At 58.7% G+C, this 23,358-nt stretch carries 25 protein-coding genes; 15 read left to right on the top strand and 10 right to left on the bottom strand.

Annotated elements, in window-relative coordinates; all coding sequences use genetic code 11:
• On the bottom strand, window positions 1-1,860 hold a 1,860-nt coding region (locus EN879_RS02565; RefSeq protein WP_164774300.1), incomplete at its 3' end, for an SNF2-related protein.
• Between the two features lie 82 nt (window positions 1,861-1,942).
• The gene (locus EN879_RS38810; RefSeq protein WP_158515786.1) at window positions 1,943-2,116 is read right to left on the bottom strand and encodes a hypothetical protein; all 174 of its coding nucleotides are present in this window, start codon (window positions 2,114-2,116) and stop codon (window positions 1,943-1,945) included.
• An 826-nt stretch (window positions 2,117-2,942) separates the two neighbouring features.
• On the opposite strand from EN879_RS38810, the gene EN879_RS02560 reads away from it, so the two are divergent.
• Window positions 2,943-4,322, top strand: coding sequence for a tyrosine-type recombinase/integrase (locus tag EN879_RS02560; protein WP_063168136.1), 1,380 nt, complete (start codon window positions 2,943-2,945; stop codon window positions 4,320-4,322).
• 241 nt (window positions 4,323-4,563) lie between these two features.
• Here EN879_RS02560 and EN879_RS02555 read toward each other — a convergent pair whose 3' ends face one another.
• On the bottom strand, window positions 4,564-5,202 hold the full coding sequence (locus EN879_RS02555; RefSeq protein ID WP_127273937.1) for a hypothetical protein: 639 nt from the start codon (window positions 5,200-5,202) through the stop codon (window positions 4,564-4,566).
• Window positions 5,203-6,200: 998 nt separating this feature from the next.
• Between EN879_RS02555 and EN879_RS02550 the strand changes: the two genes are divergently transcribed.
• Window positions 6,201-6,974 carry a hypothetical protein gene (locus EN879_RS02550; RefSeq protein WP_342030137.1) on the top strand — a complete coding sequence of 258 codons (774 nt, stop codon included), beginning with the start codon at window positions 6,201-6,203 and terminating at the stop codon, window positions 6,972-6,974.
• Window positions 6,975-7,023: 49 nt separating this feature from the next.
• Entirely contained in the window at window positions 7,024-8,451 is a 1,428-nt protein-coding gene (locus EN879_RS02545; RefSeq protein ID WP_127224116.1) for a hypothetical protein, read from the top strand.
• Between the two features lie 205 nt (window positions 8,452-8,656).
• Here EN879_RS02545 and EN879_RS02540 read toward each other — a convergent pair whose 3' ends face one another.
• Window positions 8,657-9,466 carry a thermonuclease family protein gene (locus EN879_RS02540; protein WP_181172675.1) on the bottom strand — a complete coding sequence of 270 codons (810 nt, stop codon included), beginning with the start codon at window positions 9,464-9,466 and terminating at the stop codon, window positions 8,657-8,659.
• 244 nt (window positions 9,467-9,710) lie between these two features.
• Between EN879_RS02540 and EN879_RS02535 the strand changes: the two genes are divergently transcribed.
• Complete coding sequence (locus EN879_RS02535) at window positions 9,711-10,520, top strand: sulfite exporter TauE/SafE family protein (RefSeq protein WP_063168140.1); 810 nt, start codon at window positions 9,711-9,713, stop codon at window positions 10,518-10,520.
• Here the strand turns inward: EN879_RS02535 and EN879_RS02530 are convergent.
• Window positions 10,514-10,756, bottom strand: a complete 243-nt coding sequence (locus EN879_RS02530) for a DUF982 domain-containing protein (protein ID WP_063168141.1) — start codon at window positions 10,754-10,756, stop codon at window positions 10,514-10,516. The two genes, EN879_RS02535 and EN879_RS02530, sit on opposite strands and share 7 nt — an antisense overlap.
• Complete coding sequence (locus tag EN879_RS02525; RefSeq protein ID WP_063170253.1) at window positions 10,756-10,947, bottom strand: hypothetical protein; 192 nt, start codon at window positions 10,945-10,947, stop codon at window positions 10,756-10,758. Before EN879_RS02525 ends, EN879_RS02530 begins: the two co-directional genes overlap by 1 nt.
• Window positions 10,948-11,900: 953 nt before the next feature.
• Between EN879_RS02525 and EN879_RS02520 the strand changes: the two genes are divergently transcribed.
• The 8 genes from EN879_RS02520 (at window position 11,901) to EN879_RS02485 (ending at window position 18,279) form a co-directional block, all read left to right on the top strand.
• Window positions 11,901-12,464 (top strand): recombinase family protein, encoded by a 564-nt coding sequence (locus tag EN879_RS02520; protein WP_063168142.1) that lies wholly within the window; start codon window positions 11,901-11,903, stop codon window positions 12,462-12,464.
• Between the two features lie 486 nt (window positions 12,465-12,950).
• Window positions 12,951-13,571, top strand: coding sequence for a sigma factor-like helix-turn-helix DNA-binding protein (locus EN879_RS02515; protein ID WP_063168143.1), 621 nt, complete (start codon window positions 12,951-12,953; stop codon window positions 13,569-13,571).
• A 701-nt stretch (window positions 13,572-14,272) separates the two neighbouring features.
• Window positions 14,273-14,689: a hypothetical protein gene (locus tag EN879_RS02510; protein ID WP_063168144.1), complete on the top strand. Its 417-nt coding sequence runs from the start codon at window positions 14,273-14,275 to the stop codon at window positions 14,687-14,689.
• A gap of 465 nt (window positions 14,690-15,154) precedes the next feature.
• Window positions 15,155-15,619, top strand: coding sequence for a hypothetical protein (locus tag EN879_RS02505; protein ID WP_127224117.1), 465 nt, complete (start codon window positions 15,155-15,157; stop codon window positions 15,617-15,619).
• Between the two features lie 89 nt (window positions 15,620-15,708).
• Window positions 15,709-16,098 (top strand): hypothetical protein, encoded by a 390-nt coding sequence (locus tag EN879_RS02500; protein WP_127224118.1) that lies wholly within the window; start codon window positions 15,709-15,711, stop codon window positions 16,096-16,098.
• Window positions 16,099-16,436: 338 nt separating this feature from the next.
• The gene (locus EN879_RS02495) at window positions 16,437-16,904 is read left to right on the top strand and encodes a hypothetical protein (protein ID WP_063168148.1); all 468 of its coding nucleotides are present in this window, start codon (window positions 16,437-16,439) and stop codon (window positions 16,902-16,904) included.
• The gene (locus EN879_RS02490; RefSeq protein WP_063168149.1) at window positions 16,891-17,427 is read left to right on the top strand and encodes a hypothetical protein; all 537 of its coding nucleotides are present in this window, start codon (window positions 16,891-16,893) and stop codon (window positions 17,425-17,427) included. The genes EN879_RS02495 and EN879_RS02490 overlap by 14 nt, the downstream gene beginning before the upstream one ends.
• A gap of 606 nt (window positions 17,428-18,033) precedes the next feature.
• The gene (locus EN879_RS02485) at window positions 18,034-18,279 is read left to right on the top strand and encodes a hypothetical protein (protein ID WP_063168150.1); all 246 of its coding nucleotides are present in this window, start codon (window positions 18,034-18,036) and stop codon (window positions 18,277-18,279) included.
• A gap of 505 nt (window positions 18,280-18,784) precedes the next feature.
• On the opposite strand, the gene EN879_RS02480 is transcribed toward EN879_RS02485, so the two are convergent.
• The 3 genes from EN879_RS02480 to EN879_RS02470 all read right to left on the bottom strand — a co-directional run bounded on the left by EN879_RS02480 (window position 18,785) and on the right by EN879_RS02470 (window position 20,140).
• Window positions 18,785-19,084 (bottom strand): DUF982 domain-containing protein, encoded by a 300-nt coding sequence (locus EN879_RS02480; protein WP_063168151.1) that lies wholly within the window; start codon window positions 19,082-19,084, stop codon window positions 18,785-18,787.
• Between the two features lie 43 nt (window positions 19,085-19,127).
• On the bottom strand, window positions 19,128-19,583 hold the full coding sequence (locus EN879_RS02475) for a hypothetical protein (protein WP_063168152.1): 456 nt from the start codon (window positions 19,581-19,583) through the stop codon (window positions 19,128-19,130).
• A 68-nt stretch (window positions 19,584-19,651) separates the two neighbouring features.
• Complete coding sequence (locus EN879_RS02470; protein WP_013531273.1) at window positions 19,652-20,140, bottom strand: Hsp20 family protein; 489 nt, start codon at window positions 20,138-20,140, stop codon at window positions 19,652-19,654.
• 223 nt (window positions 20,141-20,363) lie between these two features.
• Between EN879_RS02470 and EN879_RS02465 the strand changes: the two genes are divergently transcribed.
• From EN879_RS02465 to EN879_RS02455, 3 genes are all read left to right on the top strand, one after another.
• The gene (locus tag EN879_RS02465; protein ID WP_024503833.1) at window positions 20,364-20,795 is read left to right on the top strand and encodes a cupin domain-containing protein; all 432 of its coding nucleotides are present in this window, start codon (window positions 20,364-20,366) and stop codon (window positions 20,793-20,795) included.
• Between the two features lie 85 nt (window positions 20,796-20,880).
• Window positions 20,881-21,651, top strand: a complete 771-nt coding sequence (locus tag EN879_RS02460; protein WP_063168153.1) for a copper homeostasis protein CutC — start codon at window positions 20,881-20,883, stop codon at window positions 21,649-21,651.
• Window positions 21,648-22,145, top strand: a complete 498-nt coding sequence (locus EN879_RS02455) for a GNAT family N-acetyltransferase (RefSeq protein ID WP_063168154.1) — start codon at window positions 21,648-21,650, stop codon at window positions 22,143-22,145. The genes EN879_RS02460 and EN879_RS02455 overlap by 4 nt, the downstream gene beginning before the upstream one ends.
• A 260-nt stretch (window positions 22,146-22,405) precedes the next feature.
• Here EN879_RS02455 and EN879_RS02445 read toward each other — a convergent pair.
• Window positions 22,406-23,358: OFA family MFS transporter (locus EN879_RS02445; protein ID WP_127273936.1), on the bottom strand; the 953-nt coding region annotated here is incomplete at its 5' end.

The raw sequence follows: 23,358 nt of genomic DNA, 5'->3' as shown, positions 1-23,358 counted from the left end.
TTCTGTCCGGCAACTTTGGACTACGGCCAAGACCTTCCTTTCGAAATCGATGCCAGATTCGATAGAGCCGAGAACCTGATCGCTCGCCCCGAACAGGCCGTCGAACAGGTTGAACTTGAATTTTAGAAGATCGTGAATCCGTTTTTCCGCCTGGTTTTTCAGGTTCAGCATGTTCACGACTGTTACGTCGATCTTCTGGCCGTAACGATGACAACGGCCAATGCGCTGCTCTATGCGCTGGGGATTCCAAGGCAGGTCGAAGTTGATGATCAGGGAACAGAATTGCAGGTTGATGCCTTCCGCGCCGGATTCCGTCGCGATGAGAATCGACTTGTCGTCCGACTTGAAGGCGCTCACGATGGCCGACTTCATGTCCGCGCTTTTCGAACCGGAGACAGCGTCCGTGCCTTCCTTCTCCTTCTTCCAGGCCGCGTAAACCTTCTGGCTCTCCTTGTCGCTGTTGCTACCATTCATCAGCACGATCTGCCCGTCATACCCGCTCTGCGACAGGATTTCAGCAAGGTAGCGCTGTGTACGGACGGACTCGGTGAAGATGACAGCTTTTCGCTTGCCGCCACGCGCGACCACTTCGTCGAGCACGCCCGGAAGCTGGCTAAGAAGCTTGTCGCCTTTCGAGTTAGAGCCGATGGAACGAGCAAGGGCAAGGTAGCCGTCAAGCTCTGCTATCTCGGCGGCCAGTTTCTTCGGATCGATGGCATCGGACGATGCGTCGCCCTCGTCGTCGTTTTCGCCCGGACCATTCTCCGCAGCCAACATAGCGTCGTCCGCGATTTCCTCGCCGACCTCCGCCGTGTCGTCGATGTCTTCAACGACGCTCTCATCGGCCACTTGGTTCTTCCGAAGCCTGCCAATGACATTTTCCAGAAACATGGTGATGGCAGCGACGGACGAACCGAGCGTCTTGCGCGCGCCGATCAAAACGAGTTGGTTCGGCTTGGAGCCGAACGCGATGGATTCCGGATTCTGGAGGTAAGCGGAAACACCCTCGTACAGCCGCGCTTCGGTGTCATGCGGTTCGAAATCGAATGTGACCGCGAGTCGGTTGGTATAGTTTACATGTCCTGCCGCCTGCACGTCGCGGCGCAAGTGCCGCTTGTAGAGCGGAGCCAATCGTCGCCGTAGGCTCTGCAAGGCGATCCGGTCGGCCGCTCGGCCGTACATCGTCCGGAACGCATGCTCGTCGCCAAAGAAATTGTCGTCGATGACGGAAACTAGCCCGAATAGTTCCATCAAGGAGTTTTGCAACGGCGTGGCCGTCAACAAGACCTTCAGCCGCGACGCAAGAGCATCCCGCAGCTTCTTCGCCTGCGCCGAACCACCTTTCTTGTAAACGTTGCGGAGCCTGTGAGCCTCATCGATGATAACCACATCCCAACCGACCCGGTGAACGTCATCTGATTTGCTAGCGGCGTACTGATACGACGTGATTACGATCGCAGCGGGATTTTCAAAAGGATGGTGGTGTCCAGCTTTGACCGTTTCCTTGTAGGTCTTCGAGTCCAGGATGACGCTCGGGAGCGAGAACTTTTCCTGAAGCTCCTGCTGCCACTGGGTGCGCAGCGATGCGGGGACGATGAGTAGGATGCTGCGGCGGCGCTCGGCCCATTTCTGCGCGATGACCAAACAGGCTTCGATCGTTTTGCCAAGCCCGACCTCATCGGCAAGGATCACCCCTTTTGACAGCGGAGAATGCAGCGCGAAGCGTGCGGCTTCGACCTGATGCGGCTTCATGTCGACGCGAGCGGTGGAAAGAGACTTGGCGAAGGCTTCGTCGGATCGGCCCTCCAGCATGATACGGTTGGCGAAATATTTGCTGTGATAGTGTGTATAGTTGGTCATTGGGTGCCCACCCGAGAATCGCGGGCCATATGAACAGGATGGATTGATTCAGACAAGCGCCGGGTTGATCACTGGAGTCGGTTCACTCCGAATGCCACAGAATGATTGCAGCGGCGCTAGCAAGGGCAAAAAAGTCGCCTAAGTCCTCGGCAGCGATCAGCCATTCTTTGCAGACATCGAAAGCGGCGAGCGCCGCGTCAATCTCGTTGAACTCATGGATACCGCCAAGATCTTTGCGCTGGTGCGCGATCTCCAAGACAGCCGGATTGACGCTGACAGCGAGCGAGCAACGTGCATGAGATGAATTTCTTAGACCCTTGTGAATCTTAGTAGGCACAAACTATTTGCATACCAACCCCACGCTTCGCGATAGGGTCGTGGCCGGCCGTGTTAGCTGCGCTGGACACCGGCAATATTGTTCGGAGGGAAAGGCGCTCTTCGGAAAACGTCGACGATATGAGCCCCCTGCTGGGCACGTAGCATCGCGGCCAAGTCAAATGGCTGCGTGGCGAGGGCACAAAACCACTCCTCTCCAGTTACGGCGTATCTATCTACGATCCGGTTCCAAGGATCAGGTTGCCGGAACCGGCGATGCAAGGCCGTGTGAATTGGCCGGCTAATCGGATATGGCGACCATGGAGAATAGTAGTTCTCGCAGTGGGTTTGAAGGCTCTCTGTGGAGCCCGAGATCGAGCAACGCTGGGGCTTTTGCAGCAAGCCCTTGTCGGTGAAGTGGTGTATCAATTGCCAGCCGCGAACTCGCTCCTCATGAGTGAAGCCATTGTAGGCAGGCATCTGGGGCCACCTCCAATCCGGAAGGCCAACGGGCTCAAACAGGCCCATAGAGTTTGCAACTGGATTCAAAATCTAACCCTGAGAGAGACCGAACTTTGCTAACCATATTGCTATACAAATTGCGATACAGAAACCCGTTAAATTACTGATTTTATCTAATATTATATTTGACATGGCTCCGGCCCGGGGAGCCACTTAATCCAGAAAAGTCTTGAAACCCAAGGACTACAAGGGTTTCCGCTTCCCCAGAGATACACCGCGCGATACACTGCGGGGTACACTGAGCTATGAAGATTGACGTGAAGCACATACAGAAACGAGGCGTCGCCGGCTGGCGTTATCGGCGGAAAATTCCGAAGAAGCTCCAGGCCGCTGCGGGCAAGTTGGAAATCCTGGTCCCGCTCGGGGCGACCGAACATCAAGCACTGAAGGCCTACCCCAAGGTGCATGCCCAGGCAGAGCAGCAGTTGCGCCTTTGGTCGCGGCCGCACGATGCGCAAACCCTAGGCAGCTTGGTTGGCACCCCCACCTTGACCGACTTTGAGCACCATAGGCTGAACCGCACACGCCTTCGCGCGCTCAGTCTCGACCCCGAATGGACCGGTCCAGAGGACGAGGATGACCCCGAGGCGCTAGCTCGGGAGCTGATCGCGGAGCAGATTGCTGAGAAATATCCAGTGGACGACCGAGGCAATCCCGTTGGCATAGAGTCGGCGGACCGCGCCCTGATCCACGCCCTTGTCCTTGGTCAAAATCAACAGCGCCATGCCCCGACCTTGGAAGATGCCAGGAGGCTGTACCTCAAAGAGAAGGTTGGCACCGACGAAACAAAGAAGATGGAGCTTGAGCGAGTGTTCAAGCTCGTCAGCGCGGCGCTTGGCAAGGACAGGACACTAAGCAACCTCAAGCGGGAAGACGCCAAAGAGGTCAGGGACCACATGCTCGATGGCCGCAAAGCGTCGTCCGTGGACCGCTACTTGAATGTGGTCCGTGCGATGATCAACCACGCCATCAGAGAATTTGACCTCACCGGGGTCACCAATCCCTTCATGAACTTGGAGGCCGCGCCCAAGGACAAGGCAGAGCCTGATAAAGACAAACGCCGGCCCTTCACCCTTGATGAGGCTGCCGCCATCTCGGGCCGCCTTGTGTCACACGCCAAGACCGACCTCCAGCACATCTGGCGCATTCTTAAAGGGACTGGATGTCGCCTCGCCGAGGTCTCGGGTCTGCGGGTCGCAGACGTGCATCTCGAACATGCCATCCCGCACATCACGGTCGAGTGGCATGACGACCGCCGCATTAAGAATGCAGTGTCGCGCCGTAACGTGCCCTTGATCGGGGACGCATTGGACGCTGCAACAGAAGCCAAAGCTGCGGCGGGCAACGCGGCGATGCTGTTCCCAACCTACGGCAGGCCCAAGGGTGCGTCCTCAGCGTCTGCTGCTTTGGGAAAGCACGTTCGGGCTTGTGTAACGGACCCGAAGGCTACCACCCACTCGCTTCGCCACCTCATGAAGGATCGCCTACGCTTGGCCGGCGTCACGAAGTCGGACCAAGACATTGTTCTGGGCCATTCCTCAGGCAGCGTTGGGGAGGACTACGGTGGCGACGAGGCAAGACTTGAGATGGCCAGACGGGCGCTTGAGAAGGCTAACTCGCTCTGATCCAGTCCGGTTCTGCCTGGGGCCGCTCACTCGTTGCGCCACCGAATGGAGGACTTGCTGGTGATCGCTTGGGTCCCCGAGAAGCTCAAGCGGTCGATCATGGGCCACTCAGGGGGCGGCGCTGGGGACAACTACGGTGGCGAAGAGGGGCGGCTTAGGGTTGCAACTGAGGCGACGGAGAAGGCCTTCGCTGCGGTTGGCTAAGATAGTCGTCGCTTCCCCTCGCGGACGTTGTACTGCGCTAGCGCATAACTTTGCTGGTCTCAGCGATGATCTTGGGGATCTGCCCAATCGCAATCGTGTAGCTGAACCGCGCCACACCTTTTGCCTGCTTGTGCCTTGGCAGGCTGCGGACGACCCAGTCGTAAGTGCCCGACACCATGCATCGCTCATTGGCACAGGTGACTATGACGCTCTCGTCGTGGAGATTGTATCCCCGTTCCGGCCATCGTTGGAAATAGCTTCTCTTGTCGGCGATGATCGAGCTTAGGTCCGTTGGCTTTCCGTAATAATCGACGATGCCAGCATACGAATTTTGAACCTGAGCGATCGCCAAATCTGCGTTGTCGCCATGGTGCTCGATGAGCCCCTTGATAAATGCTACCGCCGCGCTCTCTAGCTGCCGCTCGTCTGCGCTGGCTTCAGCCGGGGCCGGAGTGGGCATTGGCGACACACGCGACGTGTCAACGGACGGCGGCGTGGTGGAAATGTTGGTTACGCGCAGTTCAGCCATCTCACTGGCGGAGAGATATCGCATATCAGACCTGTCGTAACTCAATGCTACGGCCATCAACTTGGGGTCCACGCCCATCTCGGACATGTAGGACATGATATCGGCAGTTACGGCTTGAACGTTCGCCACAGCCTCGTCGGTAGACATCCCGCTCTCTGGGGCGAAGGATGAGCGGTGAACACCAATAGAGCCCGGATCGGCAACACGGCGAACGCCACCCATGAAAGCCAAGGAGCAAGCCGACGCGCACTGCAACTGCCGGACTTGAAGCGTGTCAAGGCCGGCTGCCCGGATCATACGTCCAAGTTGCATTGCACTTCCGATACTACCCCCCTGCGAGTCGAATACGACCACTCTAGCCCCACTGCTTGTGACAGCGCGGCTAAACTCATTCAGAGGTTCGTTGACCCCAAATTCACCGGAGACGATGAGAAACGGAAGTTCGCCCGACGACGATACCGGCTTGTATTCCAGAGCCTTGGCCGACCATGTTGCGGCCGCGATAATTGACGCAACAGCTAAAACTCTCAAAACTGAACGCATAACTGGCTACCCTACCCTGCCCGTCACAAGTAAGATCCAGTTGAAGCGCCATTTCAAGCGCCAACTGTGAAAGGTTCGATTTATGGTCAAAGAACTGATTGACGCCTCAATGATCTGGCACGGGTATTAGAAACTATGTGCAACCTCTACAATATCGCCACGTCGCAAGAGGCCATCCGAGCCGGCTTTGCGGGACATGTTGGGGAACTTTGAGCCGTCCATAGACTTCGATCCCGGCGGTTCGACCCGGTGGTTCGCTATCCCATACCCCTCCGCTCCTGCCTTAGGCCGCCCTCAGGAACGGGACGGTAATGGCAGCGGCGAGGCGCGGCCTGAGGTGAAGCGGAGAATATCGTCGGCTTTCGTAAAGGTACGCGGACCGTCGCCTTGTATGCAAGGAGCTGGAGGACTAACGTTCCAATCCTTGAAAATCATCAACGTGGACGCGACATTTGGATGCTTACCTAGCGATCGCTGAGTCTATCCTTCGGATCGAACGGAGACCCTTGAGTCCCCGCGCGATGTTGGCTGCTGCCTATCGCCTCGGCTACGTGCCAACCCACTTGCACGGACGGACGCAGCATAAGACGCTCGGAGCTAGGTTGAGCGAAGACATCATCTCTCATCGCGACAACAGCCTTTTCTTTAGGACAAAGCCAGGGCGCTTTTTCCTTAGGGAGTTCCTCACTGACGACACCATTCCCGAGGACCACAGGCAACCGATCGCTACTCGACGCCGCATGCGCGAACTATTGCGCGGGCCTGCTCTCGCAGTTGACGTTAGCGACCTTGCCCTGATCGCGGAAGTCGGCAGACCAATTGAACCGGAAATAGTATTCGGCCTGCTACGCTCGAACCGCTACCGTTACGACAATCCAAAGGCAAAGCGACCCAGCAGCGTCTTTCTTTGGTCTTTTGTGTCGGTGCGCCGCGACCGCGAGGTCCTGAGCTACAGGCTCGGCCGCTACCGCGATGACCGTGATGCATTCATGGCGAGACGTTCAGTTGGATTTTCGACTCTCGTTCATCTTGAGCAACGGACATTGTTCAATGACGACTTCGGAATTGTGGACTCGGGTGTCCAAGCAGCAAAAGTTGACCTCGATGTTCCCGAGATTAGAACGCCGGCCAGTGTCAACCGGCTTGCTGCTCACCTAAGGTATTTTATGTGGGTTTCGCATGGTGAGGGGCAGAATGAACTGCTCGCGATTATTTCGTTCGAATGCCCACACTGGTTTCATCCTGAACGGCGGCGACTGGCGTTGAACGACCTGACTTGGCTCGACTTGCGCACTCCTGTGAATAACGTCGATGATTTCGACCCATGGTCACGATACGTGTTACTGACAACGGATCGAAACCTGTCAGCCGGCTGAAAACTTGGCATCATCGTCGCTCATCTTATCGGGGCCAAGCGTTGCGTATGTGAAGTCGCAGCTGGAAACGTCAGACTCTGCGCGAACGAAGCGTGCACTACAATATATTTGCCGAATATACAGACTTGGCTATCGGATCGTCCAAAGCGAACTTCTTGGCGTTCAGCAATCAATCGTCGGCATTCTTTACACCCGAAAATCGGACGAAAAGCTGAGGCGTTGGGCCTTGAATGCATTGGCGAGATGCGGAACGGCGGCTGTCAGCCTCGAATGTGTGATGGGAGTTTTCAAGGAATTTAGTTCCGACCCGCAGACTGCAGCGGCAGCCATCGCCGCGATTTACAGGATGAAGCGAGACGCGACCAAAGCGATAGACGATCTCGATCTCTTCGACCCGCAAATGCGAGTCCTTGCGGCCCTGCAGCATGTGGAACATACAAAACTGGACCTGACGGGCATTCCGGTCGACATTGAGAAGGCGTCGGCGGACGTCCTCAAACTTGGCTTAATCGTTGTCGGCTTGAACAGAGCCCCTCACAATCTCTTTCATCCACGGCACAGTAATTCCGAAATCGTCAAAGCGCTCGGCGCTTACGACGACGATATTGTCGTCCAGTATACCGTTTGGGCCGTGGCCGAGAACGACAACCTATCTATTGACGATCTGGGTATCCCGCTCAGTTCGGTGGAGAGCAGGCCACCAAATGTACGTGGCTGGATGTATCGCGCGATCGCCATGCACGCTAACGCTGCCGATCACCAGGATTACATTGCCAACGGCGCCGGCGACGATGAGGCTGAGGTCCGCCTCGCTTTGGCTATCGGGCTAAAGGATACCTATTACGACGGGCTCGAGGCTTTGGCGCACGATTGGTTCATGACCGAGGCGGACAGTGAGATTGCTCATACACTCATGGACCACATGGTGCGCCATGCGGATCGGTCGCCAACATATGAATGTACTGTGCTCGACTTCTACGAAAGAGAGGCGCAAAACTCTCTCCTGCGTCGGAGGATCGAAGGACACGCCGCCAAGACCGAACTCTACAGCAAGCTCATGCGTATATCATTCGACGGTTCCGACGACTTATTCAGGAGCATTAACGTGACCAACAATACCACGAATATATCTGGCGGCATTAATGCCGGAGCTGTTTCAATGGGTGGCGATGCGACGAACACGGGGGAGATCAATGTTAATTACCAGCCGCAAACGATAGAGCTGATCCAGGCCGAGCTTTCCAAGGCGATCAAAGCCATACACGACTCCGGCGTTGCCCCCGAGCTTAAGGAGCATGCGCTTGAACACGTGAAGGCGGCCCAAATAGAGCCCACACCCGATAAATTGAAGAAAGCGGTCGACGTCCTTGGCAAAGTCGAGGACGGGGCGAAGAAGATATCGGGAATTTCGACAGCAGCAGTTGCCATCGGAACTACCGCTATCGCGCTTGCCAAACTCATGGGCTATGTGCCCTGAGCTTCGTGAGCTCATCGTCCTTTCATTGATAGAGCCGCATCACTGCTCATGATCGCTGCCAAATCCTCAGCGTACGGGTGGTCGAGGTGTTCAGCCGGCCACCTCCATGCATCAGCAGGCTGCCCGGTGACAGGCCGTTCTCAGGATCAAGGAAGATCGGCGGGTGCCGAGAAGGCGTTGGCAGTGTGGGGGTTTTAAGCGCAGCCTACCCACACCAAGGGCGTGGCGTCGGCGGACAGCTTGTAGAGCCACAGACGAACGGTACAGCCAGCCCCTCTGACACCAATATGTCGCCCACATCCTGGCCATCGGCAAAGAGAGAGCCGCAACTTCGCCCGTAGTTGCACTTGCCGGTGCCCTCAGTGCCTGCCGGGCAGGAACATGGAACCATCTTCAGCTCCAGCTTCGCCGCAGCCACCAACTCTTTGAGGCGCGCCTTTGCTCGCTGACCAAGGTCTGCCTCAGCGTCGCACCTCGGCTGGATGCTCTCAGGCGCATTGAAGCCCACCAGCCGGGTCCCCTTGTCGGAACCGTTGAGGCGAATGGTGTCGCCGTCGGTGATAGTGAACTGCGAGCTTGCGAGCGGCGCCCGGTCTCCCGTGCCTGATCTCGCGAAGGACGGCATGGTGGGCCAAGAGATGTGCTCGCCCTTCTCGACGTATGAGTAGATCAGCGAACCGACGATCAGCGCCAGCGCGAAACCGAAGGCTCTGGTGAACCGCGCCGCCAAGTATCTCACCTCCCTAGCGACCCGGCTGCCTGGTCGCCGTGGCTCCCAATGCGGCGACGAAGTGGGACGGTATGGGGCTGTTTGGCTCCGCTCGAAGTTGCTCGATGGCGCGGAGCCTATTATCTCATAGAGCTTCGCAAACTGCTTTGGGCTTAGCCGTGTGCGTGGGCCGTACTTCGCCAGCCGGACGTGCATGTCGAGCAGGAATTGCCGCTGCCATAGGGTAAGACGGCCGCGAGTAAGCACAGCCTCGACACGGGACTTCAGGTCGTCCTCGGTCTCCAATCCGATACCTCACGCCTGCCTTACAATACTGCGCAGGCGGTTGGGTGTGAATAGGCGTACGCACCGGGCGGAAAGTTGCACCTCGGAGAGGCCTATCTGGAACACCGACGACCTAATCGCCTTCCGTCAAGGCTCCCCTCTAGGCCCCCCCTGACGTTCTCCCAGGTGTGGCTTAGGGGGATCAGGTACCTAGTAGTCCAAGCCAAGATGGCCTACAGCGTTGTTTCCCACGGAGTACAACGCAATGACCGATGAGCCGCTGCCAATCGCCCAGGCGTCACCCAGCAAGCCGCTCGCGTTCGGAGGCGGAATGGTTATCGGGGCGCTTGGCGGTCTCGTAGGTCTCGGCGGCGCTGAGTTCAGATTGCCGCTGCTGATCGGCCTGTTCAACTTTGGTGCGCTGGAGGCCGTGATCCTGAACAAGGCCATGAGCCTGATCGTGGTGGCAACCGCGTTGCCGTTCAGGGCTCAGACAGTCCCGTTCGGGGAGATCGCTTCACATTGGCCGATCATAGCGAACCTCCTGGCTGGAAGCCTAATAGGTGCCTGGCTCGGGGCCGGATGGGCGACCCGCCTTCGAGCTGAGACCCTCTACAAGACCATCTCGATCATACTCTTCCTCATCGCAGGGGTGCTGTTGTTCGGCCATAACGCTCATGCCAACAGTGCCTTGCTCAGCGGTCCAGCACAGTTGATCGCAGGGGTCTTCGCTGGGTTCATCATAGGCATCGTTGCGGCGCTGCTCGGGGTCGCTGGTGGCGAACTGCTGATCCCAACGCTGATACTGTTGTTCGGGGCCGACATTAAGCTCGCCGGCAGTCTCTCGCTTGCCGTGAGCTTGCCGACCATGATTGTCGGGTTCGCTCGCTACAGCCGCGACCAGAGCTTCTCAGTCATCCGACGCAACATCGCGTTCGTATTGGTCATGGCCTGCGGCTCGGTTGTCGGGACGTTCCTGGGCGGGCAGATGCTTGGATTTGTGCCGAGCGGTGTGCTGCTGCCCCTGCTGGCTGCCATCTTGGTGATTTCAGCGGTCAAGGTCTGGCGTCACTGACGACGCAACATCCCTTCTTCCTCGGCAGCTTCCTCGAATGCTTGCCGAACGTCCTCTGGTGACGCCCGGTCCTCGAACGCGTCGATGCAGGCCTGCACCGCCTTGTTCCACTTCGGCCCCTTCCTGGGCCACTTCATGAGTTCCTCGGCCGCCCCCTCAACGTGACTGATGCCTGCCGTGATGCCGACCCTATCGGACCTCACGTAGACCGGAGGGTTGAACCAATGGAGAGCCATCAGAAGTCACCTCGGTCGACCCTACGTTTCAGGTCTGCAGCATTCAAAAGGTCGACCAGATCGTCGGCATACTCCATGTCGAGACCTGTGGCTGGATGACCATCAGGCTCAGCCGGCTGCCCGGTGAACACGTCGAACACCGTCCAGGTCCCATTCGGTTCCTTCTTGAGGTCGTACCGCTGCTGGGCCATCTGGGACCTCTTGGGTGGCAGCCTTTTGGGCTTGATCGATTGCATCAAGAAGCGAGGCTAGTGTTGGGGGTAGCTCAGGGTCAACCGTCAGGCCGAAGGCCTTCTGTATGTCTCGACGATTGTCCCCGTTGCGTATCGATTCACGAAGGTGGTCGGCCACGGTCTTGTGACCGGCTTTGTCGCGCTTGGCCATGAAGCTGTCCCCTAAACCCCTAAATTATTGTGTGACAAAAGCTCCGTTTAACGGCGCTCAACGTATTGTCAGACAATTGGTTCCATTAGGAGGTCGGAATATTTGATAGTAAAATGTGAGCGGGTGATCGGACAACTGGCACGCGCGCCGTCCCCCCGTGGGGTTGCCTCCCGGCCGTCATTGATCCGCGCCCGCGTGGGACGTGATGCGCGCGTGATCGCGGGCGTTCTCCCACACAATTCCCCACATGCAACGCGCAACACCATGCAATCCAAGGCTTGCCAAAGGATATGATATCCCTTCGATGCATTGGGAGGGTGCCAAGGGTGCGCCAAAGGGCGCCGACAGGTAGCCGGAAGGGTGCGCTATGTTTCGCCACTTGTCCGGCAATCGGTGTATTTGTCGGACACAAGGGTGTAGGGTGCCCGATGATCGCTGACCCATGCTTCCAAATCGTCTTATCCGGCGCGCTTCGCCACACCCTCGTTGAGACCCGTGTTAACATGGTTCGAGCGCGCGCCGCTCTTGCCGAAGCTCGCATGATCGTGAGGGATGACACTGCGCGCCGCTACCATGTGCGCCTAGGTCTCACCCTAAAGAAACCCTTTCGGCACCCTTGATCGGCCCCTAGCTCCGCGCGTTACGGCGGCGACCCATTCTTTTCCGTCCACAAACCTATACCTTTGTGAACATGCCGCTTGACATGTACACTTATCGTCCACTAAGTGATGTTCACCAACACTCTTAGAGGAAAGTGCACATGATCATCGGATACGCCCGTGTTAGCTCGACCGGACAAGACCTCGACACCCAGCTTGAGAAGCTCACGTCTGCCGGGGCCGAGAAGGTCTTCAGCGAGAAGAGGTCCGGCTTGGACGAGACGAGGCCGGAGCTTGAGAAGGCGCTGGAGTTTGCCCGTGACGGTGACGTGTTTGTGGTGACCAAGGTGGACCGGCTGGCAAGATCGGCGGCACACCTCCACCAGATCGTCAGGGACCTCGATAAGAAGGGTGTCGGCTTCAAGGTGTTAGATGACGCCTCGCTGGACACGACCACCCGAACTGGCAAGCTCGTGTTCGGCATCCTCGCCAGCATTGCAGAGTTTGAGACGGCGCTTCGTAAGGAGCGGCAGATGGAAGGCATCGCCAAGGCGAAGGCCAAGGCAGAAGCCCAAGGCGAGCCGTGGAAGACTGGCAGGCCCGTGACGCTCGACCATGATCGGATCAAGGCCCTGAAGGCCGAGGGGCGCTCTGTGAGGCAGATTGCCAAGGAAGCCGGGTGTTCACCTTCAGCGGTCCAGAAGGTGCTGGCCGTGTTGGCCTGACGTTTCCATAAAGTATGGAGCGAGTGCTGAATAGGGAGGCGATTACCCCACCCACTAGCACAGGAGGGTGGCAGTCAGCCCACTAGCCCTACGAAGGCGCAAATAGGGTGACCACTAGCACTACGAGGGCGATAAGGCCCCCACTAGCACTGTGAAAGCGGCCCCATAGGGACACCACTAGCACTATGAAGGCGATAGGGTGACCACTAGGACCACGGGGCGATTAGACCCCATACCCCCACCACTAGCACGGTGAAGGCGAATACCCCCTCCACTAGCACTACCCAACGCTCTTCACCCAAGCTGCCCCGTGCAGTTCTCCCCTGTTGCGACCGCCTGTTGCCCTGTTCGGCTCTTCCGGGAGACAGGATGTGGCGCTTGTCGGGGCAGCTTTGGTGAGGCGCGTGTGTCCCTCTATCTGTCCTCCGATTTTGTATGAAATCACCCGTCAATTATTTTGTATGAAGCACCACGAAAGGAGCCAACATGACCGTCTTCCGTCCCGTCGAGGCGGATTTCTCCGAGGTCTCGGATCACTGGACTGCCGAGGTTGAGGCATTTCAAAGGAAAGGCCCCCGGTGGACAACCCAACGCTACCAAGAGGCCACCCGCAAGGACACTGAACGTGCGCCAGAGTTCAACCATAAGGCCACCCTCGTCCTATGTGCTGAGGGCTTCTCACAGCCCGCATCAGCGAAGGTGCTGGGGATCACCGACCGTGCTGTTCGGTCTCACCTGTCGCGCCCATGCGAGGCTCTGGAAGCTGAACGCGAGCGGATGGCTTGGCGGGGCCGTGTACAGCACCATGAGGTGACCAAGCGCGGGCGCGCTCCGTTCGATGTCTGGGCTCACCTGAAGGCGGGTAAGGCTCCCGTGGTCGCTGATCTTCTCGGCTTCGATCCGTGGACAGCCGAGGGCATCGGGGCAAGCACCCGCGAGAGGGTCGCTTTCTACATCGTGGACGGATGGTCACAGGCTGAGATTGCCAGACTGCTGGGCATCTCCAAGCAGGCGGTATCGAAGCATGCTGCCGCTATCAGGAGATTGTTCAAACCGAAACGAACCCGGAAGTTAGGAAGTCGGCCAAACCTGATTTCACAACGCTAACAATGACATGAATGGTTGACTACCTACTATAGGGCTTCCACTCAGGGACCTTCACTTCGGGTGTTACCTTGGTCAGCCCCTTCGGGTTCCTATCGTCGATAGGTTTATCCGAAGATAACACCAAGGTTCTCCTGAGTTGCTCAGGGACATAAGACACACCCTCTAGAAAACCCTCTGTAACAGAGAAACCCTAGAGACACCCTTATATCAGGATGTCATTGGTCGCTTCGCTCCGAAGACCATGGAATATGTCTCCTGAGTACCTGATCACCCTCAGTACTGCTTCGCTCACAGCTTTGGTCTATTCTCTGGGTTTCCCTTGTTCCAAGGCCATAGCCAGAGGGAACTCCAAAGGACGCATGAAGTCTGTCCACCTGATGCTTGGATGACTGATGATCTCCCTCCACAGGTCTTCACCCTTCCACGTCAACCTGAGGCGTCCCTTTAAGGGAGGCCTTCGAATGTCACCACCAACACTTACCCGAAAGGATCACAATGAACATCACCACAGGAGCCGACCCCTATCATGTCGACTGAGGCCGACCGCATTGCATGGCGAATACACGGTCGAGAATGGCGAGCAGCGAACCCAGAGCGCGCTAAGCAGATCAGCCGGGAATGGTATCACCGCAACAAGGCTCGCGTTGCCGAGGTGCGGAAGATGAAGCGAGAGGCCGCCCGTCTGGTGAAGGGGACAGCCAATGGCTGAGACAACCCGCCAGATCACCCCGGCAATCCGCGTTGTCGAGACCGACCGTGAATGGATCATTCAGGCAGCTGAAATAAAACGAACCCGGAGGCGGGGAGCGGAGCCGACCGGCAAATGGATCGACCGCGCATACATCACCAGTCGGTCAATGCTGAACTTGGAACTGAGGCGGATGGTCGGGGCGAAAGGGAGCCTTCTCGGACATGTTGAGCAAGGCGTGCTGGACTGGCTCAACAGGCTGCCGGTTCGGCATCCGGCACGAGACCGGGAGTCCAGCGTCATTGATATGCTGGAGGCGTCTACGCCAGGTAGCGAGCATGGGGAGACCTTCCATGACCACCTGCCGCTGATCGTGAAGCACGGCCCGCTTAGGTGGCGCAACGACCGGAATGCCCGCTTTGAGCCCTGACCAAATCAAGCGGGATTGGGTTTCGACCTACCCGAACCGTGAGGCAGCCCTTGCCTTGGTCGAGTGGCTGAAGGCAGACAACTGGGAGCGCGTCTCAGAGCTTGACCGGAGGCTGACAGAAGTCGGCATCGACTGGACGGGCAGTTTCCAAGAGGCTGCCGAGCGGTGCTTTGAGGTCTACGGCTACCCCGATTTGGAAGCCGTGGCGGTTGCCCGGAGGGTCGCCGAGGTGTCGCTGCGGCCGACCCGCTCAGCGCCACGGGGAGGGCCCACCGGAGTCAGCGCCGGCCGTTCCCGTCCAGTCACCCCAGCCACACCTAGCGCGCGTCCTGAAGGCGCGCAGACGATGACCTACGGCTTCACGCCACGGCGCTGATCCACCCAGCATCATCAAGCCCAACCCGCACCCGGAGCACTGACGCGCCGGGTCGATCAACCACGACCAGATTTGAAGGAATGAACGACATGAACGATTTCAACAAGGCCAGCGGCCTCATCACCACCGGCTCAACTGACATCCGCGCTCAGGAAGCGCGAGACCGACAGACCCTTGAAAACCGGGTGGCTCAGATGCGGCGTGATCATGCGCAATCCGAGAAGGACCGGCAGGAGGCGGCTCTCCAAGAGCGTATCGCCCAGCAGACGGAAGCCGGCTTGCGGGCCAATCAACAGCTTCAGGCAAAGCGAATGGGGATCGTCAATACCGGGCAGGCCATGACCGATGGCCAGAAGGCGCAGATTGCGGCAGCAAAGCCCATGAACGGCTCCGCACCGCAGGCCCTTGTGGATCAGCTTGCGGTGACCGTTGGCGGCATCCAGTTAGGACCCCAGCAAGCCAAGGACATGGCGGCTCGCGGGGAGATCAGCCAGGGCGATTACGTCGCCGCAGTGAACGCGGCTCTGGTCCCATACGGCTATTCTTTCAGGTAGCCACGGAGGCCGAGAGTGACGGGGCGGTTGATGCCGCTCCGTTGCCTACCGTGGATGGGAAGACCGACGAGACCAACGACACTGAGGAATTGACCGACGACGAGAAGGAAGAGAAGCAACATGCCGAGTTTGTGCGCATGGCCGATCAGAGCCTTGATCGCTTCAGGGACACCCATAGCGAGGCCCAGCAGCAATTCATCGTGGACGCCTATGTCGAGACCGGAGAAATCCTTACCGGCGAAGGCTACGGCATTGACGAGGTGGAAGCGGCTGTTGTCGAAACTGCATTTACTCAGCACCTCGATAGGAACGTGCTGCGGCAGCATGGGCTGACACTGGCGACGTACTTCGAGCATGTCGATGAGGCCGACTACCCGGCACTGCGCAGGGCTGCGGCCAAAGGTGAATGGCACGTCTTCCACGGGCATGCCCAAGCCATAGCAGCGGCCCGCAGAGACGGTTCGGCTTACAGCGAGTAACCATAGCAGCACCTTTCCTACCCCCGATGCATCGCCCCAAGAGGTGTGTCGGGGTTGGGATTTTCAGAGCCCAAGCCCGCCGCGCCGCGCGCGTCTCCACAACCAATCGCCCAGGGGCCTTGCGTCTCCTCGCCGACAGCCCCCGGCATCTACGCTAGCAACCGGAGGGGTCAGCTCGCCATTGCGGGGAGCCCAAGCCACTCAGGGCTTGTGTATTCATGAATGTGGTTGCTTGTTCGGTCCGCACCCGGGTCCGAATGGTATTGCGATGTATTACCTCGGACCTGACTATCCATCTCAACGCTCCTTGAGGTAGGGTATCCGTTGGGAGGCGGGAAATGTGCAAATGGCTCAAGACCAACAGTGACGCTATTCAAGCAGGATCGGCGATCCTAGGTGTCGCAGTGGCCGTCATCGGATTTTGGCTGACGATCTACCAGTTGTCCTCAGCAAACCATTCGCTGCAAGCCTCAAACACGTACACCATCCAGCATGATGCCCGGGAGATTATTAGTGAAATCATCTCGCGAGGAAATGTTCGGCCCCTGATTATGGGCACATTGCCCGCAGGGAAGAAGGAGGAAGCCAAAACCGACCTCTGGCAAATGCTGAATTTCTATCTATCGGTCTTCAGGCAACTTCACGCTGGCGGAATCAACCAGAAGATAGGCGCTGCTTTCGGCAAGGATTTTTGCGATTTGCTCGACAAGGCTCCGGTGGCTACCGCATGGGACGAGCTTCTTAAGGAGAAGAGAATAACAGACGACTATGAGGAAATGAGAAGGACATGGTGTGGCAAAAAATAGGCTCATAGCTCTGGTGCTAATCTATCTGGCACTCTGTGCAGGGGTGCACGCCGGAGAGTTCGGCAACGTCCTCGTCGGCAGCGCCGAAGCGACACAACGGTCCCGGGAAGCAAGTGCCACTGCACTCGACGGCGTTGCGAAGGTCATCGAAGGGCTTCGAGAGAGAGAGGGGGCCGCCGGTCTTGGGGCTGGTAGAGAGCAGTTCCAACAAGCCGCCCAGCTATTTGCAGACGCAGCCAACAAAATGGAAGCTGTGCTTCCCTTTCTCCCTAATGAGGAACTCTCGCAGCAGCAATTTGCATACCTGACTGAACTCAGGGGACCAGGTGGCCTCTCTGCAGTGATCCCCGAATCAAAGAGCCTGAAGGATGTCTACAGGAGTTTCGCCAACGTGACACGGCAGATGTCGAGTGTGGTCGAGGGCCTTGCTGGACAAGCGAACGCCTTCCGGACCATCTCTCCCCTGCTGACAACGTACTTCCGGGTAGCTGACGGCGTAGTGGCCCTGCAGGAGCGACGTTGATTTGCAATCTCAGTAATCACCAAGGAACGTCATTCCGCTTGACTGAGAGATACACCGCTGCTACCCCTTGAGATACACCAAGGCGGTCGACGCTTTGGGGAAGAAGTCGCATAAGCGATTGCAGTTAAAGGGTTTTCTGGCTTATTTTTTCCCGGTTCGATTTAACGAACTTGTCCGGCCCGGGGAGCCAAATTCTTCAAAGCGTTGAGACGGTCAGGTCGCCCATAGGGGCTGATCTATGGCATGTCTGGAAAACCGCAGGCAGCCGCAGGTTGATCCTCAACTTGACCTGGCGCCGCTATGCAGCGCGCTTCGATCACGGCGATCTCTTCACGGCGATCTCATCAGGATTTCATCTCTTGTCACCGTTCGGGTTGGGTGCCGGTGCCTCTCGCACATCTCGTGGTGGCGGGTCGACATGTTCAAGCTCTGGCGGGGCTTCTTTGTCCCGACGTCGGACAGGTAGCTTCTCCGGTTCGGGCTTCGATGGTGGTTCTTTGATCTTGCTCGGCATAATCGAGTTAACCGCACTGCCGGTCCCTTGTTCCCGCAGCAAGCCGAAAACCTGAATGGGGGAACCGGGAGCGCCAAAGAGCGTTTTCTCGCATGCTCAAGAAGATCGCCCTTGCCGCCGTGCTGGTTCAGGTTGCCGCGGTTTCGGCTCTCATCACTCAGACGGTCCTCTTCGCGTCCACGGCCACACAGGCCGCCAACGCGCAGCCCGGCGACGCAGTCGCTGTCACTGCCGACAAGGAACCGGACAAGGCGGCGCAGCCTGCTGGTGCCGACCAATGCCCAACCCGGCTTGTGACGAGCAAGATTTTCACGAGCAACTCAATTACGGCGCAATGATAGTTCGCCATCGATGCCGGCCATCCGTCGATCCCCCCAATTTAAGTCAGGGCAATGTGCTTGAAAGCGCAATGATTCCTGTTACTTGCGGCATGGGGCGAGTGCGTTTGGGTTGGGCAAGAATTGGTATGATTTCATCGAATATGGAATGCCCGCGCTGTCATGGCAGCGGCAGGGTTTTCGACTGCTCCAAATGGTATGCGTCAAACGGGCACTGCTGCCCGCAGGGAACCCATCGGGGTGGCTGCCCCGGAAAGACGGGGCCTGCACGGAATGCGACGGCCTAGGGACAATGGCGGAGCCTCCGCTGAGGGCCGTGGCATAATCTGCGATAGTGTCGCATGCCGCTGATGGCGACGCGGACGCGCCCGCCAAAAAACCGTACTAACGGCGCGAACAACAACCGCCCGCCAAAGGTGAGCTGGCAGGGCAGCTCACCTTGTAGCGATGCGGAAACGACGACCATGCAGCCGGACCATCCTGATGGCGCCGCCCCTTATCAAGGCTAAGCGATTACCCCACCACGACCTGACCTTGTGCCGTCCATCCAAGGGAATTGGGCAAGCGGGTCCTGCAAGATTTTGACGGATCTTGCGAAGCCGGCGACGGCATCGCGCGCCACTGTCAGCGGAACCTGGCCGTCGTGAGCACGCTGGCAAGCTCGAAAGGCCGTTTCGAAAATCGGACCCCGCCGCTCCCTTGGCCACTCGTCAAAGAAGTCGAACGCATCGTCGAGGCACCCTATTTCTTGAATGAACTCGCCATTCTTGACAAGAACCGGTCGGTCGAACGTCCTGTAACTCATGTGATCCTCCATTCCGCACGTGGGTTGTTGTTGGTTCGGGTCATCATGCGATTGCATGCTCCGGCTCGGCCAACATGCCGCCGCCTCCACGCCCGGGCGGCACCGTTGCAAAGGCCGGGATTGGCGGCGGATCATCATCGTCATCTCGCCAGGGGCGCCGCATCCAACCGAGCCGGCTCTTCTTGCGGCGCCGGTCGAAAGACAGGCTGACGGTTCCCGACTCCTTTGAAACACGCGGTTCCCGCCCGGTTTCGTCCAGAAGGCGGAGTGCGCGAAGTATGTCGCTGACTTCCACGATGGCGCCGTTGTCCAATTGCCGCAACGCGGGATTGTCAGGAACCGCATGAACGTCGGAAGCCCAGAAAGCGAGCAAAGCCCGCTTTGCACCGATCGTCATCGTCTCCTCGTTCAGCACATCATCTGGCGTCCGCAATCCGGCGGATTCCGCGGCAAGATTTTTCGGTTCAGGTTGGTGAAAACTGTAAGTTCCGGTTCTCATCTCCATTCTCCGCGATCTGTGCCTCCCGGCCGAACCGGGAGGCGGACCGTAGATTTAGGTCCAGGGAATCAGGCGACCTCGCGTTGAGGCTCCGCATCCGAGTCGATCAACTGCTTCTTGCCGGGTTGCTCGAGCGAAACCGCTTTGGCTTCGGACCCTATCTCAATGCGCCGAGGCTTGAGTTCCTCGGGCACTTCGCGGACCAGGTCCACTGACAGCAAGCCATTCTCGAGGTTGGCCGCCTTGACCTTTACGTGGTCGGCAAGTTTGAACACCTGCTTGAAGTTGCCCGTCGCCAAGCCGCGATGAAGGACCTCCCGATTTTCCTGGTCGGGTTTCCTTTGGCCGACGACAGACAATTCGGGGCCGTTCTGCATGAGTTCGACCTCATCGAGAGCGAAGCCGGCGATAGCCATCGTAATGCGATAGTCGTTCTCGCCGGTCTTCTCGATATTGTAGGGAGGCCAGTCGGAGCGTACGCTTTTTTCGAGCATATCGAAGAGACGGTCGAAGCCGACCGTTGTGCGGTAAAGAGGGGTATAATCAGAGCTTCTCATAGCCATATCCTCCGTGAAGCAACATGGATTACGAGGCTGTCGCAGCGTCGCTGCGACGCCAGTATGTCGAGCCGAAGCCTCGACGGAAAACGATCTGGTAATCGTGTTTTTTTCCTTCAAGAGGGCGACAAAAATATTTTTGGCCGGCAGGCAGGTGCCCAAGGCGCTGCCTTGCGTGCTGGTGGCCACTGCGCGATGTTGACGCCAGGGGTGGATGCGAATCATGCGAAAAATTTTGATGTCAGGACTGCTGCTCGCGGCAGCCTTTTCCGCGAACCCGGCCCACGCGCTGGACAGCAGCGGCACGCCTGTCGTCGTGACCCCTCTTGCGTCGCGCACGACGACCGCGTCCGGCCAACCGATCACGCTGCCGCAGAAGAACGTGCAGGTGCTGGTCTCGACCTACGACATCGCGCCGGGCGCGACCTTGCCGGTCCACAGGCACCCTTTCCCGCGCTATGCCTATGTCCAGGCCGGCACGCTGAAGGTCACCAATGTCGAGACCGGCGACAGCAACACCTACAAGGCCGGCGATTTCATCATCGAAATGATCGGCCAGTGGCATCAGGCCACCAATATCGGTGATATCGAGGTGAAGCTTCTGGTGATCGATCAGGTCGAGCAAGGCGCCAAGAACACGGAATTGCGCCAATAACCGCGAAGTCCGTGCCCGGCGCGAAAGTCTGTTCGCGCTTTCGCAGCAACCGGCGCGGTGGTAGGGCTGGCCGGGAAATCATGGAATGGATCGCCCCTTGACCAAAGCTCTCCGCCTGCCGCTGATCGAAATCTGTGTCGAAGGCATTGACGGCCTTCTCGCGGCGCAAGCCGCCGGCGCCGACCGGATCGAACTGTGCGCCAGCCTCGTCGAAGGCGGCATCACGCCAAGCCTCGGCACGATCCGCGCCGCCATCGAGCAGGCAAACGTGCCGTTTCACGTCATGGTGCGGCCGCGCGGCGGCGATTTTCTCTACAGTGCGACGGAATATGCCTCGATGCTGGCAGATGTCTCGGCACTGCGCGAACTCGGCGTGCCCGGCGTGGTGTTTGGCTGCCTGAACGCCGATGGCACCATGGACGAGGCGCGCATGAGCGAACTGACGCAGGCCGCCGGCCCCTTGAACGTCACCTGCCATCGCGCCTTCGACATGACGCGCGAGCCGGCCGAGGCGCTCGAATCGCTGATCCGCAGCAAGGTCGGCCGCGTGCTGACCAGCGGCCAGCGTGACACTGCCATCGAAGGCTTGCCGCTGTTGGCGGATCTGGTGCGGCAGGCCGGCGACCGCATCGTCATCCTCGGCTGCGGCGGACTGGATTTGCACAACATTGCCGAAGTGCGCAGCAGAACCGGCCTGTCCGAAATGCATTTTGCCGCCCTCAAGGATGTGCCGAGTGCCATGGACTACCGCAATCCCCATGTCGGCATGGGTGGTTCCGATCTCGATCGCGAGTACCGCAACACGCTGACCGACACAGCGCTGGTGGCGGCAACGATCGCGGCAGCCAAGGCATGACCTCGAGCCCTGCCCCGATAGCCCGTGTATCGGCCCAAGACGAAGCGGCGATCCTGGCGCTCAACAACGAGCATGCCGCCGAACTGTCGTGGCTGGAGGCTGAGCGGCTGTCCTTCCTGCTTGGCGAAGCATTTTACACCAGGCGCATCGGCGATCTCGAAGCCTTCATCATGACCTTCGACCAGGATGCCCGCTACGACAGCCCGAATTTCCTGTGGTTCCGCGAGCGCTATGAGCGCTTCGTCTATGTCGACCGGGTCGTCGTGGCGGCGCACGCACGCGGCCGCGGCCACGCCCGCCGGCTCTATCAGGACCTGTTCGGCCATGTTGAGCGCGCCGGCCACACGCTGGTCACCTGCGAAGTCAACACCGCCCCGCCGAACCCCGCCTCGGATGCCTTTCACGCTGCGCTCGGCTTCGTCGAGGCCGGCGACGCCGTTATCCATGGCGGCAAGAAAGCGGTGCGCTATTACGTCAGGCAGATCAGCGCCTGACAGACCAGGCAGATCCGCGCACGAAGATGAGGACTACTGGAACAGGGCTGTCGCACTCACCAGCGTCATCCAGAACCCCCAGACCAACGGGATGCCGACCAGCAGCCAGGCCAGCGTGAGTTTGATCGAATTCTCGTTGTCTTGCGCCATGGTCGGTCTCCTCAGAGCTGATCCCGAAAAGTGGACTCCGGTTTTCGGAAAAGATCATGCTCAAACAATAAGATAGAGCCCATCCCGATTCTATCGGGATGGAACTGACTCTAAGCCACCGCTGGTTCGGTCTTCATGTGGAAGCGCGCATTGACGGGCCGCATCATCAGGTTGAGCAGGAGGCCGACAACCAGCAGGCCGGCCATGATGTACATGGTGACCGTGTAGGCGTCGGCCTTCGCAACGCCGCTGTCGATCTGGTACTGCCGGATATAATTCACCAGCACCGGGCCAAGCACGCCCGCCACCGACCACGCGGTCAGCAATCGGCCGTGGATGGCGCCGACGTAACGCACGCCGAAGACGTCGCGCAGGTAAGCGGGAATGGTGGCGAAGCCGCCGCCATACATGCTGAGGATGATCCCGTAGAACAGCACGAACAGGAAAACGCTGCCGGTCTGGCCGGTCCACGGCACCGCCGCATAGAGGACGACACCCAGCGCGAAGAAGATGGCATAAGTTGTCTTGCGGCCGATATAATCGCTGGTCGAGGCCCAGAAGAAGCGGCCGAGCATGTTGAAGATCGACAGCAGGCCGACGAAGCCGGCGGCAGCGGCAGGCGTGATGCGTCCCGGAAACATCTCCTGGCTCATCGCCGAGGCCTGGCCGAGCACGCCGATCCCTGCCGTCACATTAAGGCACAGCACGCCCCACAGCAGCCAGAACTGCGGCGTCTTCAACGCATCGTCGAGATGGACATTGGACGTCGTCACCATCGCATTCTGTGCCGCCGGCGGCGTCCATCCGGCAGGCCTCCAGCCCTCCGGCGGCACCCTGACGATAACGGCGCCGATCAGCATGAAGACGAAATAGACGATGCCCAGCACCAGGAAGGTTTCGGCGACGCCGATGTGCTCAGGCGTCGAAAACAGCTTCATCAGATAAACCGACAGCGGCGAGGCGATGAAGGCGCCGCCGCCGAAGCCCATGATCGCCATGCCGGTTGCCATGCCCGGCCGGTCCGGAAACCAGGTGATCAGCGTCTTGACCGGCGAGATATAGC

The sequence above is a fragment of the Mesorhizobium sp. M7A.F.Ca.AU.002.02.1.1 genome (assembly GCF_003998535.1).
Taxonomy (GTDB): domain Bacteria; phylum Pseudomonadota; class Alphaproteobacteria; order Rhizobiales; family Rhizobiaceae; genus Mesorhizobium; species Mesorhizobium ciceri.
This window is presented reverse-complemented; position numbering and strand designations above follow the sequence as displayed.